The following is a 21,049-nucleotide window of genomic DNA, read 5'->3' as shown; positions in this document are numbered from 1 at the left end:
AATGACCGATCTTTTCAGCAAGTTCGACCCACTGATCGAACAGCGCCGCGCGCTGCTGGCAGGTGGGGTGGAAGATCCGTTCAACCTCGTGATGGAGCGGGTGATCAGCCCGACCGTTGCGGTGTGCAACGGGCGCGAGACGATCCTGCTCGGCACCTACAACTACATGGGCATGACCTTCGACCCCGACGTGATCGCGGCGGGCAAGCAGGCCCTCGATGATTTCGGTTCGGGCACTACGGGCAGCCGCGTGCTGAACGGAACCTATGCCGGGCACAAGGCCTGCGAAGAAGCGCTCAAGGAGTTCTATGGCATGGATCATGCCATGGTGTTCTCCACCGGCTACCAGGCCAATCTCGGCATCATCAGCACGATTGCCGGCAAGGGTGACTACATCATCCTCGACATCGACAGCCACGCTTCCATCTGGGACGGCTGCAAGATGGGCGATGCCGAAGTGGTGCCGTTCAAGCACAACGACATCGAGGCCATGGAAAAGCGCCTGAAGCGCGTGCCGGAAGGTGCGGGCAAGCTGGTGGTGCTGGAAGGCGTCTACTCGATGCTGGGCGACATCGCCCCGCTCAAGGACATGATCCGCGTTGCGAAGGAACATGGCGCGATGGTGCTGGTGGACGAGGCGCACTCGATGGGCTTCATCGGCCCCAACGGGCGCGGCGTGGCCGAGGATCAAGGGTGTCTCGAGGACGTCGATTTCGTGATCGGCACGTTCTCGAAGTCGGTCGGCACCGTCGGCGGCTTCTGCGTTTCCAACCATCCCAAGTTCGAGATCATGCGGCTAGTGTGCCGTCCCTACGTGTTCACCGCCTCACTTCCGCCGAGCGTGGTGCACACGGCTGCAACGTCTATCCGCAAGCTTATGCACGCCGGAAACAAGCGGGCACACCTGTGGGAGAACTCGAAGACGCTGCACAAGGGCCTGCGCGACAAGGGCTTCCAGCTGGGCACCAGCGAAGCGCAGAGCGCGATCATTGCCGTGATCATGCCCGATCTCGAGCGGGGCGCGGCAATGTGGGAAGCGCTCCTGCACGAAGGGCTTTACGTGAACCTTGCCCGTCCCCCGGCAACGCCCGCAGGCATGACACTGCTGCGCTGTTCGCTTTGCGCCGAGCATTCTGCCGAGCAGGTCGGCAAGATCATCGGCATGTTCGAACGCGCCGGAAAGGCCGTGGGAATCATCTGATGCGGTTGGTTCTGGGAGCAGTTCTGGCTCTGGCAGCGCTTCCGGCACGGGCGCAGAACCGTCCTCCCGTTGCGCCCACGGTGACCCCGCCGGGCGACGGAATGATCGAGAAGCCCTGCCCCACCGACACGCGCGGGCTGTTCTTCGGCCATCCCTATGTGCGCCAGTACGACTGGGCGTGGCAATGCCGCTATGCCGAGGCTGACAAGCAGTTGGCACAGACGCCGCGCGTGGTCTTCATCGGGGATTCTATCACCGAGAACTGGGTGGGCCTCGCACCGTCGCTGTTCGTCGCAGGAGCTGTCGGGCGGGGGATCAGCGGACAGACCAGCCCGCAGATACTGGTGCGGTTCTATCAGGATGTGGTCAGGCTGCGGCCCAAGGTCGTGCACATCATGATCGGTACCAACGACCTTGCGGGCAACACGGGACCGAACAGCCCCGAGATGTACACCAACCATATCGCGGCAATGGTTGATCTGGCCAAGGCGAACGGCATCGCCGTGGTGATCGGCAGCATTCTGCCAGCCGCCAAGTTCCCGTGGAAACCGGCGCTTTCGCCCGCAAGGCAGGTCGTTGCGCTGAATGCCTGGCTCAAGGACTATGCCAAGGCTCGTGGTGCGGTTTATGCCGATTACCACGCAGCGCTGGTCAACGCCGAGGGCGGGATCAATCCGGAGCTGGCACCCGATGGCATTCATCCGAACGCCAAAGGCTATGCGGTAATGGAGCCCATCGCCAAGGCGGCGATTGCCGAAGCCGAGAAGCAGGCAGCGAAGAAGCGTTAATCGGCGCCGTTGCGCTCAAGCCAGCGTGCGCGGATTGCGTCCGAGCCTTCACGGCTGCCATCGTGGCTCCAGCCCGGCTCGCGCACCAGGTACGAGAGCTTGTGCCGGAACGGCGCGTGCCAGAAATCGGCTAGCATTCCCTGCCATTCATGGAACGCGGCATGCAGCAGGTGGAAGCTGCCCAATTGCTTGACGATGCCGTAGCGGATCGCAAGATCGTCGCGTTCGCGCTGGAACGTTCCGAACAGGCGATCCCACACGATCAACGCCCCGGCATAGTTGCGATCGAGGTAAATCGGGTTGGTGGCGTGATGAACGCGGTGGTGCGACGGCGTGTTGAACACTGCCTCGAACCAGCGCGGCATGCGCCCGACCGCCTCGGTGTGGATCCAGAACTGGTAGATCAGGTTGGCACCGCCGACGGTGACGATCATCGCCGGATGGAAGCCGAGAAACGCCGGCCAGATGCGGAAGATGAAGGACAGGGCGAAGAAGCCGGTCCAGGTCTGCCGCAGCGCGGTCGACAGGTTGTAGTGCTGGCTCGAATGGTGATTGACGTGGCTCGCCCAGAACCAGCGCACGCGGTGTCCGGTGCGGTGAGCCCAGTAGTAATTGAAGTCATCGAGCACGAAGCAGGCGGTCCATGCCCACCACGCGGACGGCACCGTTGCCACACGGTGATCATAGAGCCACATCGCCGCCGCAAAGACGATACCAGCCGTCAGTGCCCCGGCTACGGTGCTGCCAAGGCCCAGCGCCAGGCTGGTCAGGGTATCGCGCGGTTCGTACTTTTCGGGGGCGCTGCGGGCGGCCCAGATCATCTCGGCGAGCACCATGATGACGAAGAACGGCACCGCATAGGTGACCACATCGATCGACTTCATGCGGCTGCTCCGAGGCGGCGGAGGCTGGCAGCCCAGACCTGCGCCTGATCGCCCAGGTCCAGTGTGACCGTGCCGAAGCGTCGGTCATCGGTGGCGATGGTAAGAAAGCGCCCATCGAGCCGCACCCCGGCGTGGCTGGTCAGCTGGCGTGTGGCGAAATGGCTGCCATGCTGGCGGATGAGCAGGACCCGGCCGAGCCCGTCGCGGGCAAGCGCACCGATGCCGGCACGGTCGACGACGATGTCTTGAGCCTCGAAGCCGCAGATCGCATCCTCGGCCAAAGCGCGCGCTTCGTCGGCGCCGTGAATGCGGGGGTCGCCGCCGAGTTGCATGCGGCGCGCCAGCCATGCCAGCATGAGTATCGCCAGAAGCGACCCCAGCAATTGCAGAACCTTGGCCACGACCGGATTGCCCAGTGCGGTCTCGATCAGAGTGTTCACCCCCGCCCCCGGTGCGCGTTATCCGGCCTGCCCGGCGAGCATGTCGACTGTCGCCCGGATCGGCGAAATGTCATACCCGGCACCGGCCGCCCTAGCTGCAATCTCGTCAGGATCGAGGCCAGAGCGAGCCTGCGCGAGCGCCCAGAGCAGGGTCGAACGGGTGCCGGAGCGACAGTAGGCGAGCACGGGGGCGTCGCCCGCCTGAGCCAGCGCCGCCTGCATCGCCTCGACCTGCGGCATCGAGAAGCCGGCGTGGCTGACCGGAATCGCGACATAGGCGATTCCGGCATCGCGTGCGGCCGCCTCGATATCGGCGCCCGGCGTCTGATCGTCGGATTCACCTTCAGGACGGTTGTTGATGATCATGCCGATGCCCAGCGCCTTGGCATAGGCCACTTCGGCGAGGCCGATCTGCGGACTGGCATAAGTCTTGTCGTCGATCTTGCGAAACATCTGGTGGGTCCTGACAATCTGTTCGCCACGCTTCTGCCCAATGCTCGTGCCCGGGGCAAGTACGGCGCTTGCCCCGGTCATGGGCATTGCGCAGATCGGCACAAATGCCACAGTTTTCGGGACGAATTGTGGCCGCCTTGTCGATTCCGTTAGCGGTCCTGCATTTTTGCTCTATAGTCTTGGCCGCAAAGGTAAGGTCCGGCCTCTTGAGTCCGGCACTGATTCCCTCGTCGCGCCGCCGGTTCCCGCGTCCGGCCTGCGGTGCCGTGAAGGTTGGGGCGGATTGAAGGTCTATTGATTTCTATGGGTTTTGACAGAGGGCGGCGCGGTCGCGGCAGAGACAAGCGCGACGGATTCGGCGACGAAGGCGGTTTTGATCCCTACGGCGGCGGCGGTGGCGGCTTTGGCGGCGGCGGTTATGGTGACCGTGGCGGCTTTGGCGGCGGCGATCGCTTTGGCGGCGGCGGCGGACGTGGCGGCTTCGGCGGCGGTGATCGCGGCGGCTTCGGCGGTGGTGATCGTGGTGGCTTCGGCGGCGGCGATCGCGGCGGCTTTGGCGGCGGTGGTCCGCGCGGCGGCGGTGGCGGCTTCGGCGGCGGTCGTGGCGGCGGCATGCCTGCCCAGGTTGTCGGCACCGGCAAGGGTGTCGTCAAGTTCTTCAACGGCCAGAAGGGCTTCGGCTTCATCTCGCGCGAAGACGGTGGTGAGGACGTGTTCGTCCACATCAGCGCAGTCGAGCGTGCCGGCCTTGAAGGCCTGGCTGAAGGCCAGACGCTGGAATTCAACCTCGTCGACCGTGGTGGCAAGATTTCTGCTGCAGACCTTCAGGTCGTGGGCGATGTCATCCCCGTGGCTTCGAAGCCCGCTGCCCCGCAGCGCGAGCTGACTGGCGAAAAGGCCACCGGCACGGTCAAGTTCTTCAACGCGATGAAGGGCTTCGGCTTCATCACTCGCGATGACGGCCAGCCCGACGCATTCGTGCACATCAGCGCCGTCGAACGCTCGGGCCTGCGCGAGCTGAACGAAGGCGACAAGCTGGAATTCGACCTCGAGGTCGATCGACGAGGCAAGCACTCGGCGGTCAACCTGGTGCCGATTCAGGGTTGATCCCGATTGCATCGCTTCCGGTAGTCTGACCGGCGGCCTGCAACCACATACGCGCACAGATGGCGGTCCTGAAGGGCCGCCATTTGTCGTTTGTCGATTCCCCTTTTTCTATCTGGCTCGCGCAGTATTGTTGCGCCATCTGGAAACATTCGTGACTGAACAGGAGAGTTCTATGTCGATCACCCCGCTGATGCCCGTGTACCCCCGGTGCGGCGTGCGTCCGGTGCGAGGCGAGCATTGCCACCTGATTTCCGAGGATGGCACACGCTACCTTGATTTCGCCAGCGGCATCGCAGTGAACCTGCTCGGTCATTCGAACGAACACCTGATCGGCGCGATCCAGAAACAGGCTGCGACGCTGATGCATGTGTCGAATCTCTACGGCAGCCCGCAGGGTGAACATCTCGCCCAGCGCCTGGTCGACCTGACCTTTGCCGACACCGTGTTCTTCACGAACTCGGGCGCCGAGGCGGTCGAGTGCGCGATCAAGACCGCGCGCGCCTATCACTCGGCCGTGGGCAATGACCACAAGTACGAGCTGATCACCTTCAAGAACGCCTTCCATGGCCGCACGATGGCCACGATCAGTGCCTCCAATCAGGAAAAGATGCACAAGGGCTTCCTGCCGCTGCTCGAAGGCTTCAAGTACGTCGACTTCGACGACCTCGAAGGCGCCAAGGCAGCAATGGGTCCGAACACCGCCGGCTTCCTGGTCGAGCCCATCCAGGGCGAAGGCGGCATCCGCGATGCCTCGGACGAGTTCCTCAAGGGCCTGCGCACGCTGTGCGACGAACATGACCTCGTGCTGATCTTCGATGAAGTGCAGTGCGGTGTTGCCCGCACCGGCACGCTCTATGCCTACGAACAGTATGGCATCACGCCTGACGTGATGGCGACTGCCAAGGGCATCGGCGGCGGCTTCCCGATGGGTGCTTGCCTCGCCACGGAAAAGGCGGCGCGCGGCATGGTCGCCGGCACGCACGGCAGCACCTATGGCGGCAACCCGCTGGCCATGGCAGCCGGCGAAGCTGTGCTCGATGTGGTCGCCAACGAGGAATTCCTCAGCGAAGTGCGTGCCAAGGGTGAGCGGCTGCGCGGCCGTATCGAACAGTTCATCGGCAACTACCCCGACCTGTTCATCGGCGTTCGCGGGCGTGGCCTGATGCTCGGCCTCATGATGAAGGTCGAACCGCGTCCGTTCGTCGCCCACATGCGCGACAACCACCAGCTGCTGACCGTTTCGGCGGGCGACAACACCGTCCGCGTGATCCCGCCGCTTGTGATCGACGACAGCCACATCGACGAATTCATGGAGCGTCTTTCAGCCGCTGCGGCAAGCTACGCGCCGGAGGCGCCGGTTACATGACCAGGCACTTCCTGAACCTCACCGATGCTGGCGGCGATTCCATCGCTGCCATGCTGAATGACGCGATAGACCGGAAGGCTGCGCGCGCCGCTCTTCCCAAGGGCCAGCCAGACGCAGACGCGCCACTGGCCGGTCGCGTGCTGGCCATGGTGTTCGAAAAGAATTCCACGCGCACCCGCGTGTCGTTCGACATTGCCATGCGCCAACTTGGCGGTTCGGCGCTGATCCTCGATGCCGGTACCACCCAGCTCGGCCGCGGCGAGACGATCGCCGACACGGCGCGTGTGCTCAGCCGCATGGCAGACGCCATCATGCTGCGCACCGACGACCATGCCAAGGTCGAGGAACTGGCCCGCTATGCCAGCGTTCCGGTGATCAATGGCCTTACCGACCTGTCCCACCCCTGCCAGATCATGGCGGACCTGCTGACCGTGATCGAGCATGGCAAGGCCCTGCCCGGCCTGGAGGTCGCCTGGCTGGGCGATGGCAACAACGTGCTCAACTCGATCGTCGAAGCGGCCGGACTGATGAAGTTCAATGTGCGCATCGGCGTGCCGGAGGGGTATGAATCCGACGCTGCGATGATCGAGGCGGCAAAGCTCGCTGGCGGCGGCATCCGTGTGGTCCGCGATCCGGTAGAGGCTGTTCGCGGAGCCGACGTTGTCGTCACCGACACATGGATTTCGATGGGCCAGGCCCATGCCGAGGCCAAGCTGGCGGCAATGGAGCCTTATCAGGTCAACGATGCGCTCATGGCCCACGCCAAGCCCGACGCCCTGTTCCTGCATTGCCTGCCCGCGCATCGCAACGAGGAGGTCACGGACTCCGTGATCGACGGCCCCCGCTCGGTCGTGTGGGATGAGGCCGAGAACCGCATTCATGCGCAGAAGTCTGTGCTGCGCTGGGTGTTCGGCCAGATTTGAAGGATGTGACGTAAAGTGAGTGAACAGGTCCAGCCGTCCACCGGTTTCGATACGGTGATGCACTTCACCCTGCCGCACAAGAATGCGCGCGGCCGGGCAGTGCGGCTGGGCCCGGTTCTCGACACGATCCTGTCTGCCCATGCCTATCCTGCGCCGATCCGCCACCTGCTGGCCGAAGCGCTGACGATCACCGCCCTGCTGGGATCACTGCTGAAGGGCGACGACAGCCAATTGACGCTGCAGGCGCAGACGCAAGACGGCATCGTCGACCTCTTGGTCTGCGACTATCGCAATGGCGAGCTGCGTGGCTACGTCCGGCATGACCGGGCACGGTTGGACGAGTTGGGTCCGGTGCCGTCGCTGTTCTCCCTGTTCGGCGAAGGATACCTGGCGATCACCTTTGACCTTGCCGCAACCGGGCAGCGTTATCAGGGCGTCGTGCCGCTTGAGGGCAATTCGCTGGCAGAAGCGTGCCAGAGCTATTTCTTTCAGTCCGAACAAATACCCACGCTGATTCGTATCGGCGTCAGCAACACCCCCGGCGCATGCGTCGCAGGGGGCCTGCTGCTACAGCACCTGCCGGAAGGCGAGGAAGGCCGCGAGCGTCTGCATGTGCAGCTGGACCATCCCGAGTGGGAGCACGTCTCCGTTCTCGGTGGCTCGATCAGCGAGGCAGAGCTTGTCGATCCGGCGCTCGACCTCGAAAGCGTGGTGTGGCGCCTGTTCCACGAGGAGCCCGAAATCCGGGCCGAGACCGGTACGGCCCTCACCCGCGGTTGCCGCTGCACGATCGAACATTATCGCGACATCCTGTCCCGCTTTGCCCCATCCGAGCGCGCGGAAATGGAGAATGACGAGGGGCTCATCGTGGTGGATTGCGCGTTCTGTTCGCGGGAATTTGCGATCGAACTGGACTGACAATCAGGCCTTGACCTAAAATGTGACAGCACTTTTCACATTTGGTCGCGCACTGTGACCGTTCCGTCGCGCGAAACACCGTGATAAGATCAAGCATTGAGTGAGCAACGGCACAGACGCCCGCGCTCATGGGTGCGAGTGGAGCTTCATGTCGTCACGTCTGGTCCCGCTTCGCGGCCTCGGTCGCGCCACAGTCCTGTCTGCCATTGCGGCTGGAGCCTTCGCCGCGACGTCCGGCGTCGCGCAAGGGCCTGCCCTTGCCATGCTTGACCGGTTGGAGCCGGGTCTGTGGGAAGTGCGCGCCCGCGATGAGGCCGATACCGTACAGCTATGCGTCGACAATGGCCGGAAGCTTATCCAGGTGCGCCACCGTGGCGAGGCTTGCCGGCGGTTTGTCATCGACGATGCGCCCAATATGGTGACGGTGCAGTACACCTGCCCGGCCGGTGGCTATGGCCACACCCGGGTCCGCTTCGAGAACCCGCGCCTCGCACAACTGGAAACGCAGGGGATCGACAACGGCCTGCCGTTCAACTTCGTCGCCGAAGCACGGCGGCTCGGTCCGTGCCCGCGTTGAGACAGGAAGCATAAAGTTACGCGCGAGACCATTGCATCGGGCCGGCGGCACGGCTAGCCCATTGGCAATGTTGCAAAGCCCTGAAGTCGCCCAAGCTCCTCTCGCAGTCGTTCTCCTTTCGGGCGGACTCGATTCGATGGTTTGCGCGGGGCTGGCCAAGGAGCAGGGATTCCGCGTTCTTGCGCTGACGATTGATTACAACCAGCGGCACCGCATTGAGCTCGACGCGGCGCGCGTGATCGCAGAGCGCGTCGGCGTGGAACGCCACGTCATCCTGCCGCTGGACTTGCGCCAGTTCGGCGGTTCTGCGCTGACTGCGGATATCGACGTGCCCAAGGACGGCGTGGGTGACGACATCCCGGTGACATATGTCCCGGCCCGTAACCTCGTGTTTCTGTCGCTCGCCCTGGCTTGGGCAGAAGCTGCTGGCTCGAAGGACCTGTTCATCGGGGTGAACGCCCTGGACTATTCAGGCTACCCCGATTGCCGGCCGGAGTTCGTGCAGGGCTTCGAAGGCCTGGCGCGGATCGCCACCAAGATCGGCAGCGAGGGTGGGACAGTAACTGTCCATGCCCCGCTCCAACACCTCAAGAAATCACAGATCGCGCAGGAAGCAGCGCGACTGGGGCTCGATGCTGGCCAGAGCTGGTCCTGCTACGATCCCCTGACCGATGGGAGAGCCTGCGGCGTGTGCGACAGTTGTCGCCTGCGACGCGCAGGGTTTGAAGAGGCAGGCCTGAATGACGGAACCCGGTACAGCGACTAGCACGGACCCGACGCACCCTCAGGAACAGGAAGCGACTGCGTACAGCTGGTACGTCTTGAGCATTCTGGTGCTAGTCTACGTCCTAAATTTCGTTGACCGGCAGATCCTTTCGATCTTGGCCAACGATATCAAGAAGGACCTTTCGCTTACCGACGCGGACCTCGGCTTCCTTTACGGAACCGCCTTTGCAGTGTTTTACTCGCTGTTCGGCATTCCCCTCGGCCGTCTCGCCGACAGCTGGCATAGAGTCCGCCTGATGAGTGCCGGACTCGCGTTGTGGTCACTGATGACAGCGGTCTCGGGCCTGTCGCGGACCGGGGGACAACTCACCGCCGCGCGCATCGGCGTCGGTGTAGGAGAGGCGACGGCGAGCCCAGCCGCCTATTCCCTGATTTCGGACTACTTCCCGCAAAGGCTGCGCGCGACCGCCTTGTCCATCTACTCCTCCGGGTTGTTCCTGGGGGGCGGCCTGTCCCTGCTCGTGGGGGGCCTTATCGTCGAGCAATGGAACGCGGCGTACCCCGCAGGAGGCCCCTTCGGCCTTGTTGGCTGGCAGGCAGCCTTCATGGCCGTTGGCCTGCCCGGAGTGCTTCTGGCCTTGCTCGTTGCCACCCTGCGCGAACCCATACGCGGCGCCATCGACGGACTGCCAACGCCCAGCGTGGAGCGCCCTTTCAAGGGATTTTTCGCAGAACTCGTCACGGTGATCCCGCCGTTGACGCTGATCGGCGCTGCGCGGCGCGGCGCCATGGCCCTGATCGCCAATCTCGCGGTGGCCGTGGTCATTGCCGGCGGGGTCTACGCACTTACCATGCTGCTGGGACGACCGACGCGTCAGCAATGGATCTTCGTGGGGGTTGGCCTTTACGCGGTCTACAGTTGGGCAAGCGCCTTGCGGGCGCGCGACCTGCCAACCTTCCGCCTGATCTGGGGAACGCCTGCATTCCTGTGCACGACGCTTGGATACGGCATGGTGGCGTTCACTTCGTACGCCACCTCCTACTGGGCCGCTCCTTACGCCGAGCGCGTGTTCGCCATTGCCAAAGGTGACCTTGGATGGTTCATCGGCGCGCCCGGTGCCTTGGCCGGGTTCCTCGGCGTGATCATTGGTGGCCGCATTGCCGACCATCTGTACAAACGACATTCTGCCGGGCGGATCATGGTGACCTTGTTCGGGCTGATTGCGCCTATCGTCCCAATGGTCATTGCCTTCCGGACCGACAGCTTCGCAACTTTCGTCGCCATGCTGTTTGTGGCGCAGACGATGTCGAGCAGCGCGCTGGGCGGTGCCGCGGCAACCAGTCAATCCCTGGTCTTGCCGCGCATGCGGGGCACTGCCACGGCCACGTTCTTCCTCGCCACGACACTGGTCGGTCTCGCGCTCGGGCCGTTCATGGCGGGCTACGTGTCGGCGACCAACGGCGATGATCTGTCGCTCGGCGTGCTGTCCACGCTTGCGGCAGCGCCGATCGGGCTCGGTCTTCTCATCGTGGCAATTCGCAGTGTCCCCGGAGCGCTGGCCAGCCTCGATCAGCGGGCACGCGCAGCCGGGGAAACCCTCGCCTGATCAGGCGCCCTGGGTAAGTACACCACAGGCAACGCGGCCCCCGCTGTTGCCGCTGGGGTCGGTCTTGTAATCGTCCGGCCCGGCGTGGACGACGATGGCGGTGCCATCGGTATCGAACAGGCTGGCCAGCACCGTGGCGGCTGTACCGCTGAGGGGCGCGCTCAACGTCCCGGTCCCGTCAGCTGCAACGGTGATGTTCGGAAGATCCCCCAGGTGCGGGCCGGCGGGGTTCATCGTGCCATGTTGGTGAGCGGTGGGATTCAAATGACCACCGGCCGATGTGAAGCCCGGAGCGTCGCACTTTCCGGTCGTATGCATGTGGATCCCATGCTGCCCGGTCGACATTCCCCGCACATCGGCAACGAGCGAGAGCGCAGTCCCCGACTGCTCGATCCTGACAGTGCCTACCGAAGCGCCCGCAGGGTCTGAAAGCGTAGCCCGTGCCAGCGTCGATGTCTGGTCCGCCTGGTCCATCGTTGCACATGCGCCCAGCAGAAGCGAGCAGGCGAGAGGCAGGATTGCGGCCTTGGATAGCATTACAACGGTCTCCGATCAGTTGGCGCCCTAGCTCATAACGAAAAAGGGGCCGGATTTCTCCGACCCCTCGTTCTTTTTCCGGCAAAGCCGAAGCTTACATGCCCGAACCCGGACCGTACGTGATTTCCACGCGACGGTTCTGAAGTTCGCGAACGCCGTCGGCGGTCGGAACGCGGTTGTTGCTTTCGCCGAATGCCTGGCTGGTGATCGAGCCATCCGGAATGCCATGCGAGGTGAGGTACGAACGGACCGACACGTTGCGGCGCTCCGAAAGGGCCTGGTTGTACTTCACGGTACCCGAACGGTCGGCATAACCGGCCAGCATGATCGGAACGCTCGCGCAGTTGCCGTAGGCGGTAACCGCGTTGTCGAGGATCGTAGCCGCCTCAGGCGTGATGTCCGACTTATCCCAGTCGAAGAACACGATGTACGGACCCTTGTTGCAGACCGGAGCCGGCGGCGGGGGCGGCGGGGGCGGCGGGGGCGGCGGAGGCGGCGGGGGAGGCGGCGGCGGAGCCGCTTCTTCCACCGGAGCCGCGCCACCGAAGTTGTAGCTCAGCGTGCCGAGGATCGAGTGCGAACGGAAGCGCGTACGAGCAGCGGTGCCGTCAGCAGCAACCAGATCGACGTTGTTGTGGTTGAAGAAGCGATACTTCAGGCCCACATCGACGTGATCGCTGATCGGCGCACGGATACCGGCCAGAGCCTGCCATGCAAAACCCGTGTCGGAGTCATTGACCTGGACGCCGACGGTGGAGTTACCAGCGTTGATGAAGTACTTGGAGCGGGCGACGCCGACACCACCGCCAACGAAGCCCTGGATGCCATCGTCCGGACCGAAGTCAAGCAGACCGTTGACCATGAAGCTCAGCGCGTCAGCATGCCCCTGCGGGTTGTCACGCACCACACCGCCGATGTCGACCGAATCATTGTATGCACGACGGTAGCTGACTTCGCTTTCAAGGCGGAAACCGCCGAAGTCATAACCGACGATACCACCGAAGTCGTACCCATCGTGGTTGCTCAGAACGATCCCACCGTTAAGTGCTTCCGAGTCTTCAACCTTCATCGCGCCAGCGTCGGCCTCGACGTACCAAGAATCATCTCGTGCAAACGCAGGAGATGCCAAGGCACTCGACGCCAGGGCAAGGCCCAGGACCAGTTTCCGCATTATCGTTTCCCCTTTTAGCGACATCATGCCACGTCGTGCAGGTTGTCTACCGGTTCCAAAGTGGTCATGCAAGCGGACAAACACACCGAGTGTTGCATGAAAACAACGGATTGCCTCCATTGTGCAGTGCAAATTCTCGATGATTGCGCCCTCATGTGCCGGTGAAATGCCGCTAGAGGGAATTGGTTCCACTTAGTTCGCTGAAATTGTGCCGGTTACTTTAAGCAGTTCGATCAAGGCTGCGATCGCGGCCCGTGCCTCGGCATCGACAACTGCTCCACCTCGCGGGCTGGCCGGGGCCGTTGCAAGAGTCCAGCCACCGTCAAACAGACGGTTGGCGCCGTTCTGGAGATCATAGCAGCGCATGCCGATGACTGGCTGCACAAACCGCCAGCCCCCTTCCGTCCAGCCCGCAATCGCGTTTTGGTGGTTGGCGAATGGCCCGGTCGGACTTGCCCCCACGATCCATGCCTGTCCGATCACAGGGGCAGTCGGCGGATCACTCAGAACGCCTTGGACAGAACCGGCCACGCAAATATCCAGCAAGGCAAGCGCCTCGTTCACCGTGGTCTCCTTCTGCGCCTGGCCGGCAAAGAGCAGCGGGAGACCCAGTCGTGCGGTCGACGTCGAATAGCTGATAGGGTCAGTCATTGGTTTCCCTTTTCATACTGGCGGGTCATTCTGGTGCCGTGACGATCAGCGGCAATGACAGGGAGGTCCTTCCCACCTGCCGGATGCTGAAGCGGTGCGCCTCGGTCGCCGGGCCCAGGGCTGAAACCTGCGCGGATGTAAGCCGCAGGCGTGGCTCGGTCGTGTTCCAGGTGACGTTCACCGCGTCCGCAGTGCCATAAGCGATCTGCCAGAGTTCCTGAGGCTCATTGAGAGGGACATCGAGCTCGTTCAGCCAAGCCCAGCCGCCGCGCGATCGCCGGATCCAGTCCAATTGCAGCCCCCCATCGGCGAGGCGTTTTGCCTGGCCGTGGACTGGGGCCAATGGTCGCAAGCCTATGCCGCGGTTGATCACCTCGGTTGTGACGACTTCCGGGTCGCCAAGCCCGAGCGCTGCGATCTGAAGTCCTTCGGCCACGTCCGATGGATCGATCATTGTCAGGGAATCATCGATCAACACGAAAGGCTCATCGCTGGCATGGTTGGAGATGGCTGCCTCAGTTCCCCCACGCCCGCGAAGGAGGCCGCTGATGCGCCATGTTCCGTTCGCAAGCCTTTCTGCGCGCGAAAACTGGATGAGCTCTGATCCGAGGTATGAAAGATTGCTGCCTTGCATCAATTGGGCCCAGGTCGCGTCAGCTAACGCTGCATCGTGCGGCACAAGTGCCACATCAACCGTGGCATGTGCGTCGAACATCAGCGGCGTCCCTGCGGGCAGTTGCGTAAGGGTGCGCCCAAGGACTGCGCGGCGTCGGCCTGTCGATCCGATTGCCGCAAGCTGACCATCGCCGGCTTGGACGAACAAGGAGGCACCGGTCCACCCGGCGCTTTGAGATGAAGCAGCCACTTGAAGCTTGACTGCAGTCGGATCACCCACGCCGTCCCAAGGCAATTCAAACGCTGCCAGCGACGTCGGTCCCGGTTGCAGATCGAGAGCCTGATTCGCCCGGCCCGGATCGCTGATCGTCGTATCCACAGGTGCGGATGGCGGCACTGCGACCAGGTCCAGCATTACCCCGTCCGCCTGCCATTCCCATTGCTCCACTCGCCACCGGCCTTCGGTGACGGGAGTGGTCACAATGGCACCGGGGGCATAGGCCTGGTCGATCTCGGTTATGCGGTAACGGAGGGTGTCGCGCGCAATCGTCCTTCGGCGCGCTGCGCGATCCGCAATGACGCTAGCTTCAGCTGCCGTCATCGCCGCCGGGAGTTCAATGGTAGCCACGTCTCCGGGGGCACTGCGGCCAATGCTGCGCTGCAGGCCCGGCTGATAGTCCCGCCCGATATCGTAGTAGCGGACCGCACATTGCTGCGACACCGGAAGCGCCTCGCGCCGACGCGACCAGCCGCTTGCACGCGCATCCTCGGCGGATTCGCCGCCGGCACACGGCTGCGGCAAGGAAAGGGTAGTTGCCTGGCTGTCGTCGCCAAGCCGGAAGCGCAACCTCTCGTCGGCCACGGTGCAGGCAATCGGCGATAGCTCGGCCAGCGTAGCCACCGCGTCAGCCACCCCGCCCTGCTCGACGGAATATCCTGCCAGCGTAAGCGAACCGATACCCGAGACGTCGGCGGTCGGCAGCAGGAACTGCACGACGTCGGCCGCACTGACCGCGCTTTCGTCGGCCAGGATTTCGAAGGTCAGGGAAGGAAGACGATTGCCGAAATCGGCCAGCTCGAGATCCTCGAACACGACATAGGCCAAGCTACGATAAGCCGGATTCAGCGCTGCGCCTTCGGCCTGCACGAGCAGCGGATCAGGAGCCTGGTCGGCATAACCTCGATGCACGCGGACGCTTCCGCCCACTTTCAGATCGCCTGCCGCCCCGCGCAGAAGGTTTCCGTCTGCCCAGATGCGCCCGATCCCCGTAACGGGTCTGCTCGATACGGCGACTGCAAACGACGCGGTGTAAGTATAGCTGGTGACAGAGGGCTGGCCTTTCCCGCCACCGTTCTTCTGCTTGTGCTCGACCAGTTCGGTCGACCAGATCACGCTGCCCGACGAACGAATTCGGCCGAAATGCATCGGCAATGCCGACCCATAGCTGGAAGTCTGGACCGACAGCTCCTTGAGCCTTGGCCCCTCGACCTTGCGCTTGCCGAATACCGCGCCGTCGATCTGCTGTCCGAGCAGCGCGCCGATCGCACCGCCCAGCGGCCCGCCGAATGCGGTGCCCACGGCGGTAAGAAGCAGGGTTGCCATCGCAATCAATCCTTCTCGTCTGCCAGTCGCCATTGCAGGCTGACCAACCATGGAAGCGGCCCGGGCAGAAATGTCACTCGGCCCAATGAAGCGTGTGCATGAACGAAGCCGCCAGGCACGCGCACCGCCAAATGCGATTGCACCGACCCGACCCGGCACAACACAACATCGCCACCGTCCGCACATTCCGTCAGCCCGCTTGCCGCGGCGCAGCGCAGGAACCGCGCCACACTGGTCGAACGCAGCGCATAGCCCTCGGGCGGATCAGGCTGCCGCCCGGCGCGGCGCAGCGCTTCGGCCACCAGTCCCACGCAATCGAGGCCGGTAGCCGGATCGCGCCCGTGCAACCGGAACGGCACCCCCACCAGGCCCAGCGCCGCCTCGGCAAGCGCCCGGCTCATCCTTGCGCCGCCGGATAACGGGTGAGCAGGTCGTTGCCGGGAAGATACGGCTCGCCCTGGAAATTCACGGCATTGCCGAACCGCGTTGAACAGGTTGCAATCGTGTGATCGCATCCCTCACGCAGCACAACCCGCTGCCCCGCCGTCGCATCTTCAGCCAGGGGCCGTTCGAGCACGAGCCATCCATTATCCACCACGCGCACGCGCAGCACCGCCCCGGCATCGCCGCCATCCACCGGCCTCAGCCAGCCGAAAGCGAAATCGGCCGCAACAATGCCGCTGGCCCTGACCCATTGGCGGCCTGCCCCCACCTCGGTCAACGTGGCCTCATGCGTGAAGCGGGCCGAAGAAAGCGTGCAACCCTCGCCACAGAACTCGGCGCGGCAGGTTGGCGACGTGCGCGGCACCAGATCGCGCGCCAGCACCTGCTTGAGCGACTCCAGTTCGGCCGAGAACTGCTCCCCCTCACGACCGACCGATCCGATCATCCCGGTGAACAGCGCCTCGAACTCCAGGCTTTCCCAATCGACCAGCCCCATCGCCACGCGCGCGCCGTCGAACCGTCCGCTGGCAAGCTCCGCCTCGCCTATCGCATCGTGCGCCAGTGCGCCGGAGACTTCTGCCGAGTCCGCCTCCAGCGTCGCTGTCCGACGCACGGCCGATGGCACCATTCCCGGCGCCGTCCGGTGGCGAAGCCCGGCGAATACCAGATCGCGGTCATGGCTGGTGAAGCCCAGCGCCACACCGTCGCGCCGCTCGATCCGCCACCACACCGCCACGGTCTCAAGGGGCTGGCTGAACCAGGTCCGGCTCATGCGTCTTCTCGCAGTTCGACCAGCGGCACGCTCGGCGCCTCGCCAGCCGCGAATTCCGCGCCCGAAATGTCGAGACGGCCCTCGGCAAACCGCACCGGCACGTCGAAGAGGAAGCCGGCCCGCACCACCGAGCCTGCGGCCGGTGCCGTCGCGAACACCAGCACGCCTTTGGCATCGAGTGAAAAATCGCCGGTCTCGGCACCGTCGACACTCACCCTCAACGATTCGCCGCGCGGCCGGGTGATCCGCCGCTTCTGCGCATCGGCCCCGTCGCCATAGTGCTTGAAGAGGGCAAAGCGCGCAGTCGCGCCATCGCCGGTCCCCAGAATCTGGTCCGTCGGCGTCGGCACCCCGGTCATCCCGTTGGAGCTGAAGTCCGAAGGATCGCGCAAGCGAAACCCGCGCGCCTGCCCGCGCCGCGCCCGGAAGAATGCGATCAACTCGCCCAGTTCCGCCTCGGACCGCACGCCCGGCCCCACGTCAAAGCGCAGCCTGGCATCCGACCACAGGCTGTTACGCCGCTCGAAGCCCGAAGCCGTGATCGTGACATTGGTCGAGAATTCCGGCGTCACCGAAGCGTCCCGTCCCAGCGCCAGCGGGAACAGGACATCGTCAAAGGATTGCATGGTCTCGTCTCCGCTCTTGTCGGGAAGCCGGGTAAAGCCGTCGCGCGAAACCTGCGGCAGAGCCCAGATGAAGGTTTCCGCCACCCCAAGGCCAGCCGCCTCGCTCGCCGCCGCATCGATGCGGGCCCATTCCACTTCCGCATTGTCCGCAAACAGCACGAAGCCTGAGAGGTAGTGCTGCTTCGATCGCGGGTAGCCCAGTCGCGCCTCGGCCATCACCCGCGCCTCGGCGCGCAGCGCATCCTTGCCCGCCGTGACCCAATCGTAGTCTTCCAGCTGCAGCATGTCGAAAGCAGGCGAGGCCCATCCGACGGGCAGGTTCGCGCGGTAAGCCTCGGGCGTCACGGGATCGAGCACGGTCGGCAGGAATGCCAGCAGCAGCGTCTCCGCCCCGGCACTGCCCGCAGCCGCTTTCACCGCTGCGGCGAGGTCCGCCGTCGATTGCGCCAGCAAGGCGCCTGCCTGATCGAGCAGGCTCTTCTGCGCCGCGTCAAGGTTCGCGCCCATGTCCGGAATGTTTACGGGACTGCCGCCAAACGCCGCCTTGGCCGCGTCGTCGTAGATGCAGATGCGCCGGTCCCGCGTCACCCACCACCACGGTTCGCCCACCTGATGCCGCACCGGCAGCCCGGCGCCCTGCATCAGGCCGACCAGCGCCACGCCAACCTTGCGCACCCACGCCATCGCCTGTGCGTTCGCGGGCGAAAGCAGTGCCGAAGGCGGCACCCATCCCGTCCGCGCCGGCGCTCCGTCCCACGCCTTCTGCTGCCACGCCGCCGGGCAGTTCTGCGCCAGCACCTCATAGGATTGCGAGGCGATGATCGTCTGCCCCATTGCCTTGGCCCCGGCGAAGAACGCCTCATGCCACTTTTGCGCCGCCGGGTTCATCGCTGGCTGCCAGGGATCGACCACGAACCCGCCTGCCCCGTCCGGTACCAGCGAATAGAAGTGGCTCATGCCGATGTAGTGGTTGATGCTGCCGCGATAGCCCAGGCCCCGGATCTGCCGCAGCAGTCGTGCCGGCGTCAGGTTGTAGGCGTCGTCATAGCCGGTGCACATGGCGAGGCCATGCGGCGGGACCATCACGTCACCCAGTTCCAGCATCGGCTTGTGCCCCTGGCAGGAAATATCGGAAAGCTCCGCCCACCCCGCCGCCGAAGTGGCAAACGGCGTCGCACTGCCCGGCGCATAGCCCGGCGCCACCAGCGAGATGAACAGCCGGTCGATATCCGCCGGATGCACAGGGTCAGCTTCGGCCGGCAGCAGGAACCCGCCGTCGAGTTCTGAAAACTTCAGCGTGATCTGCGCATCGGTTGGCGAGCCGCTGGCATAGTTCCACAGCCGCACGTACCAGGCCCGCGCATTGCCAGCCGCATCGCGTCCTTCGATGGTCAGCGTCGGCCCGTTTACCGCATCAAGGGGCAGGACCCCGCCCGATCGCCAGCGGAACGAAAGCGTCAGCCGCGAATAATCGCGCCGCGTTTCATAGGCCAGCAGCGGGTGATCCCACTTGTCTTCGGATTCCCAGATCAGCCCGACCAGATCGTCCGCCTTGCGGAACACCGCGTCCACCCGCAGCGCATCGGGCGCGGTCGTCACCACCGAGGCCATTGCGGGCCTTGGGAAATTCACCGTCCAGAAGCGCGGATCGAAGCGCTGGATCGTGTCGGTATGCTGCACCGTGCGGCGCTTGGCCAGCCAGTAACTCATCGCCGGTTCCCCGCCTGATCAGAATTCGTTGAGAGCACGGCGCACCGCCTGCGCCACCTGCTTGCCCGAACGGCGCAGGCTTTCGGGCTGGTTGCTGCCTTGCGGGCTGACGATCCGGATCGAAACGTTCACGTCCCGCCCTCGCCCCCCGCCGACCGAAGGCTCCACGCGCCCGGCTGACGTCGGCACGAACAGCTCCGGACCACGCTCGCCCACGAGGTAACCCCTGCCCGGTGCCACCGGCCCGCCCGTGGCGCGCCCCGGCAATCCGAAGATCGATGAGACCAGTCCCGTCAGCAGGCCGCCGATCCCGCCCGATTGCGCGCCCGTTGCCCCGCCAATCGAGCCGATCCCGGCCTGCACCGCCTGCGCGGCAATGTCGCCGACCACGTTCAGCGCCACGCGTCGCAAGTCTTCGAACCCCAGCGAGCCGCGCCGGATCGCACCCAGCAGTCCGCGCTCCAGCGTGTCGCCTGCCCGGCCGAACCCGTCGACCAGGATCGAATCGAAGCTCCCGCGCATCTGCGCCAGGTCCGCGGTGAAGCCAGACGTGTTGGCGCGTACGTCGATCATCAGCGTGTCGAGTTCATCCGTCACGATCTTGCTCCATCAGTCTGTCGATTGTGCCGCGATCCACGCCCTGGCCATCGGGCGTGCGCATCGCGGCAAGGACGGTGGCCAGTTCCTCGGGCGTCGCCGACCAGAACCGGTTCGGTGACCAGCCCAGCAGCAGCGCGGCCTGTCCCGATAGCCGCGCTGCCACCTTGCCGAAGGTGCCGCTCATCCGCCGCCCTTCAGCACCTGCACGATCAGTGCACGCAGCACCGGCGTACAGGCGGCCAGTCCTTCGCGCGCCACCGCCTCGGCAAAGTCGGCGCGCTCAAGCCCGTTGCGATCGCGCAAGGCGTGCCAGAACAGCGCGACCATCTCGCCCAGCCGCAGCTGCCCGGCGCTCGCCCGCTCGACCAATGCAAACAGCGAGCCGAGTTCCTCCTCCGCTGCCACCAGGGCGCCGAAGGTCGGGCGCAGCACCAGCGGCTGCCCGCCAAGCGATAGCACCGCTTCACCGCGGTGCGGGTTGGCTGCATCCGCCATCAGACCTGCGCCACCACGCCCGAGCTTTCGAGCGTCATCGTATAGTTGCGCTCGCCGTTGAAATCGCCCGAGTAGTCGAGCCGCTGGACGAGGAAACGCCCACGCATCTTCTCGCCACCCTCGAACGACAGCTCGTAGTCGGCGATGGTCCCGGAAAGGGCATTGCCGCGCACCTGGCCTTCAGCCGCGCTGCCAAGGAAGATGCCCGCCGCGCTCACCGTCACCGAGCGCGTCCCCGCACCGGAAAGCAGCTCGCGCCACCCGCCCGAATCCTTCGAGGTTATGACCACCGCCTCGCCGTTGATGGACATCTGCGTGGTCCGCAGGCCCGCCACGGTGTTGTAGGTCGGCGTTGCCGCGCCATCGCTGATCTTCAGCAGAAAGGCGCTTCCTTTCTGTGCTGCCATGTCGGTTCTCCTTGAAACAGAATGAGGTGTCAGGCCGCCATCACGCGCGCCCGATATTCCAGCACGACCACCCGCACCGCTTCGCCACGCTGTTCGGCCCGCGCCTTCAGCATCGCCAGGCTGGCAATGCGGAAACCACTCGCTGCCTGGTCGTAGGGCAGGCTCTCGACCCGCGCCTCGATCGCCGCGACCAGCGCCGCGCCGCCCAGCGGATCGTCGCTGCGGAAGTTCAGCTCCAGCGCCACGCGGATCTCGCGCCCGGCGAGCGTCTTGGTGCCCCAGTTGGTGCTCGCGCTTGCCGTCAGCGCCAGCCACGGCAAGGCCACGCGCGAAGGTGCTTCCTCGACCACCGCGTTGAGCGCCGCGCCCAGCGCCGGATCATTTGCCAGCCAGTCGATCAGCACGGCGCGAAAGGGAATTTCCATTGC

At 64.6% G+C, this 21,049-nt stretch carries 24 protein-coding genes; 9 read left to right on the top strand and 15 right to left on the bottom strand.

Annotated features, from left to right (window positions below; all coding sequences use genetic code 11):
* Position 1: 1 nt before the first annotated feature.
* Together spt and AC3WLM_RS11740 are read left to right on the top strand one after the other, a co-directional pair.
* Entirely contained in the window at positions 2-1,201 is a 1,200-nt protein-coding gene (spt, locus tag AC3WLM_RS11745; protein ID WP_062347092.1) for a serine palmitoyltransferase, read from the top strand.
* Positions 1,201-1,989: an SGNH/GDSL hydrolase family protein gene (locus AC3WLM_RS11740; protein ID WP_193827729.1), complete on the top strand. Its 789-nt coding sequence runs from the start codon at positions 1,201-1,203 to the stop codon at positions 1,987-1,989. Before spt ends, AC3WLM_RS11740 begins: the two co-directional genes overlap by 1 nt.
* On the opposite strand, the gene AC3WLM_RS11735 is transcribed toward AC3WLM_RS11740, so the two are convergent.
* The 3 genes from AC3WLM_RS11735 to AC3WLM_RS11725 are packed head-to-tail and all read right to left on the bottom strand — an operon-like array spanning position 1,986 to position 3,766.
* Complete coding sequence (locus tag AC3WLM_RS11735) at positions 1,986-2,873, bottom strand: sterol desaturase family protein (RefSeq protein ID WP_492477443.1); 888 nt, start codon at positions 2,871-2,873, stop codon at positions 1,986-1,988. The genes AC3WLM_RS11740 and AC3WLM_RS11735 overlap by 4 nt on opposite strands.
* Positions 2,870-3,313, bottom strand: coding sequence for a hypothetical protein (locus AC3WLM_RS11730; protein ID WP_231735653.1), 444 nt, complete (start codon positions 3,311-3,313; stop codon positions 2,870-2,872). Before AC3WLM_RS11730 ends, AC3WLM_RS11735 begins: the two co-directional genes overlap by 4 nt.
* Positions 3,314-3,331: 18 nt before the next feature.
* Positions 3,332-3,766: a protein tyrosine phosphatase family protein gene (locus AC3WLM_RS11725; RefSeq protein WP_062347231.1), complete on the bottom strand. Its 435-nt coding sequence runs from the start codon at positions 3,764-3,766 to the stop codon at positions 3,332-3,334.
* 303 nt (positions 3,767-4,069) lie between these two features.
* On the opposite strand from AC3WLM_RS11725, the gene AC3WLM_RS11720 reads away from it, so the two are divergent.
* The 7 genes from AC3WLM_RS11720 (at position 4,070) to AC3WLM_RS11690 (ending at position 10,990) form a co-directional block, all read left to right on the top strand.
* The gene (locus AC3WLM_RS11720) at positions 4,070-4,873 is read left to right on the top strand and encodes a cold-shock protein (RefSeq protein WP_039332478.1); all 804 of its coding nucleotides are present in this window, start codon (positions 4,070-4,072) and stop codon (positions 4,871-4,873) included.
* Positions 4,874-5,045: 172 nt separating this feature from the next.
* Positions 5,046-6,239 (top strand): aspartate aminotransferase family protein, encoded by a 1,194-nt coding sequence (locus AC3WLM_RS11715; RefSeq protein ID WP_039332477.1) that lies wholly within the window; start codon positions 5,046-5,048, stop codon positions 6,237-6,239.
* Positions 6,236-7,162 (top strand): ornithine carbamoyltransferase, encoded by a 927-nt coding sequence (argF, locus tag AC3WLM_RS11710; protein WP_193827726.1) that lies wholly within the window; start codon positions 6,236-6,238, stop codon positions 7,160-7,162. The genes AC3WLM_RS11715 and argF overlap by 4 nt, the downstream gene beginning before the upstream one ends.
* Positions 7,163-7,219: 57 nt before the next feature.
* Positions 7,220-8,080 carry an Hsp33 family molecular chaperone HslO gene (gene hslO, locus AC3WLM_RS11705; RefSeq protein WP_492478119.1) on the top strand — a complete coding sequence of 287 codons (861 nt, stop codon included), beginning with the start codon at positions 7,220-7,222 and terminating at the stop codon, positions 8,078-8,080.
* Positions 8,081-8,180: 100 nt separating this feature from the next.
* Complete coding sequence (locus tag AC3WLM_RS11700) at positions 8,181-8,657, top strand: DUF3617 domain-containing protein (RefSeq protein WP_492477442.1); 477 nt, start codon at positions 8,181-8,183, stop codon at positions 8,655-8,657.
* Positions 8,658-8,724: 67 nt separating this feature from the next.
* On the top strand, positions 8,725-9,423 hold the full coding sequence (gene queC, locus AC3WLM_RS11695; RefSeq protein ID WP_062347250.1) for a 7-cyano-7-deazaguanine synthase QueC: 699 nt from the start codon (positions 8,725-8,727) through the stop codon (positions 9,421-9,423).
* Complete coding sequence (locus AC3WLM_RS11690; protein ID WP_492477441.1) at positions 9,398-10,990, top strand: MFS transporter; 1,593 nt, start codon at positions 9,398-9,400, stop codon at positions 10,988-10,990. The genes queC and AC3WLM_RS11690 overlap by 26 nt, the downstream gene beginning before the upstream one ends.
* Here AC3WLM_RS11690 and AC3WLM_RS11685 read toward each other — a convergent pair whose 3' ends face one another.
* The 12 genes from AC3WLM_RS11685 to AC3WLM_RS11630 form a co-directional block, all read right to left on the bottom strand.
* Positions 10,991-11,527 (bottom strand): superoxide dismutase family protein, encoded by a 537-nt coding sequence (locus AC3WLM_RS11685; protein WP_492477440.1) that lies wholly within the window; start codon positions 11,525-11,527, stop codon positions 10,991-10,993.
* Positions 11,528-11,621: 94 nt separating this feature from the next.
* Complete coding sequence (locus AC3WLM_RS11680; protein ID WP_492477439.1) at positions 11,622-12,698, bottom strand: OmpA family protein; 1,077 nt, start codon at positions 12,696-12,698, stop codon at positions 11,622-11,624.
* A 192-nt stretch (positions 12,699-12,890) separates the two neighbouring features.
* Positions 12,891-13,349: a DUF2793 domain-containing protein gene (locus AC3WLM_RS11675; RefSeq protein ID WP_492477438.1), complete on the bottom strand. Its 459-nt coding sequence runs from the start codon at positions 13,347-13,349 to the stop codon at positions 12,891-12,893.
* A gap of 25 nt (positions 13,350-13,374) precedes the next feature.
* The gene (locus AC3WLM_RS11670; protein ID WP_492477437.1) at positions 13,375-15,567 is read right to left on the bottom strand and encodes a phage tail protein; all 2,193 of its coding nucleotides are present in this window, start codon (positions 15,565-15,567) and stop codon (positions 13,375-13,377) included.
* A gap of 5 nt (positions 15,568-15,572) precedes the next feature.
* Positions 15,573-15,968: an NlpC/P60 family protein gene (locus tag AC3WLM_RS11665; RefSeq protein ID WP_492477436.1), complete on the bottom strand. Its 396-nt coding sequence runs from the start codon at positions 15,966-15,968 to the stop codon at positions 15,573-15,575.
* Positions 15,965-16,783: a phage/gene transfer agent baseplate hub protein gene (locus AC3WLM_RS11660; RefSeq protein ID WP_492477435.1), complete on the bottom strand. Its 819-nt coding sequence runs from the start codon at positions 16,781-16,783 to the stop codon at positions 15,965-15,967. Before AC3WLM_RS11660 ends, AC3WLM_RS11665 begins: the two co-directional genes overlap by 4 nt.
* Positions 16,780-19,119: a DUF2460 domain-containing protein gene (locus AC3WLM_RS11655; protein WP_492477434.1), complete on the bottom strand. Its 2,340-nt coding sequence runs from the start codon at positions 19,117-19,119 to the stop codon at positions 16,780-16,782. The genes AC3WLM_RS11660 and AC3WLM_RS11655 overlap by 4 nt, the downstream gene beginning before the upstream one ends.
* Before the next feature lie 18 nt (positions 19,120-19,137).
* Complete coding sequence (locus AC3WLM_RS11650) at positions 19,138-19,716, bottom strand: phage tail tape measure protein (protein ID WP_193827717.1); 579 nt, start codon at positions 19,714-19,716, stop codon at positions 19,138-19,140.
* The gene (locus tag AC3WLM_RS11645) at positions 19,706-19,903 is read right to left on the bottom strand and encodes a phage tail assembly chaperone (protein ID WP_193827716.1); all 198 of its coding nucleotides are present in this window, start codon (positions 19,901-19,903) and stop codon (positions 19,706-19,708) included. Before AC3WLM_RS11645 ends, AC3WLM_RS11650 begins: the two co-directional genes overlap by 11 nt.
* On the bottom strand, positions 19,900-20,214 hold the full coding sequence (locus tag AC3WLM_RS11640; protein ID WP_039338601.1) for a gene transfer agent family protein: 315 nt from the start codon (positions 20,212-20,214) through the stop codon (positions 19,900-19,902). Before AC3WLM_RS11640 ends, AC3WLM_RS11645 begins: the two co-directional genes overlap by 4 nt.
* Positions 20,214-20,621, bottom strand: coding sequence for a phage major tail protein, TP901-1 family (locus AC3WLM_RS11635; protein WP_062346116.1), 408 nt, complete (start codon positions 20,619-20,621; stop codon positions 20,214-20,216). The genes AC3WLM_RS11640 and AC3WLM_RS11635 overlap by 1 nt, the downstream gene beginning before the upstream one ends.
* A 29-nt stretch (positions 20,622-20,650) precedes the next feature.
* Positions 20,651-21,046 (bottom strand): DUF3168 domain-containing protein, encoded by a 396-nt coding sequence (locus AC3WLM_RS11630; RefSeq protein WP_193827715.1) that lies wholly within the window; start codon positions 21,044-21,046, stop codon positions 20,651-20,653.
* Between the last annotated feature and the right edge of the window lie 3 nt (positions 21,047-21,049).

The sequence above is a fragment of the Novosphingobium sp. FW305-C-30-35 genome, from assembly GCF_058783135.1.
This window is presented reverse-complemented; position numbering and strand designations above follow the sequence as displayed.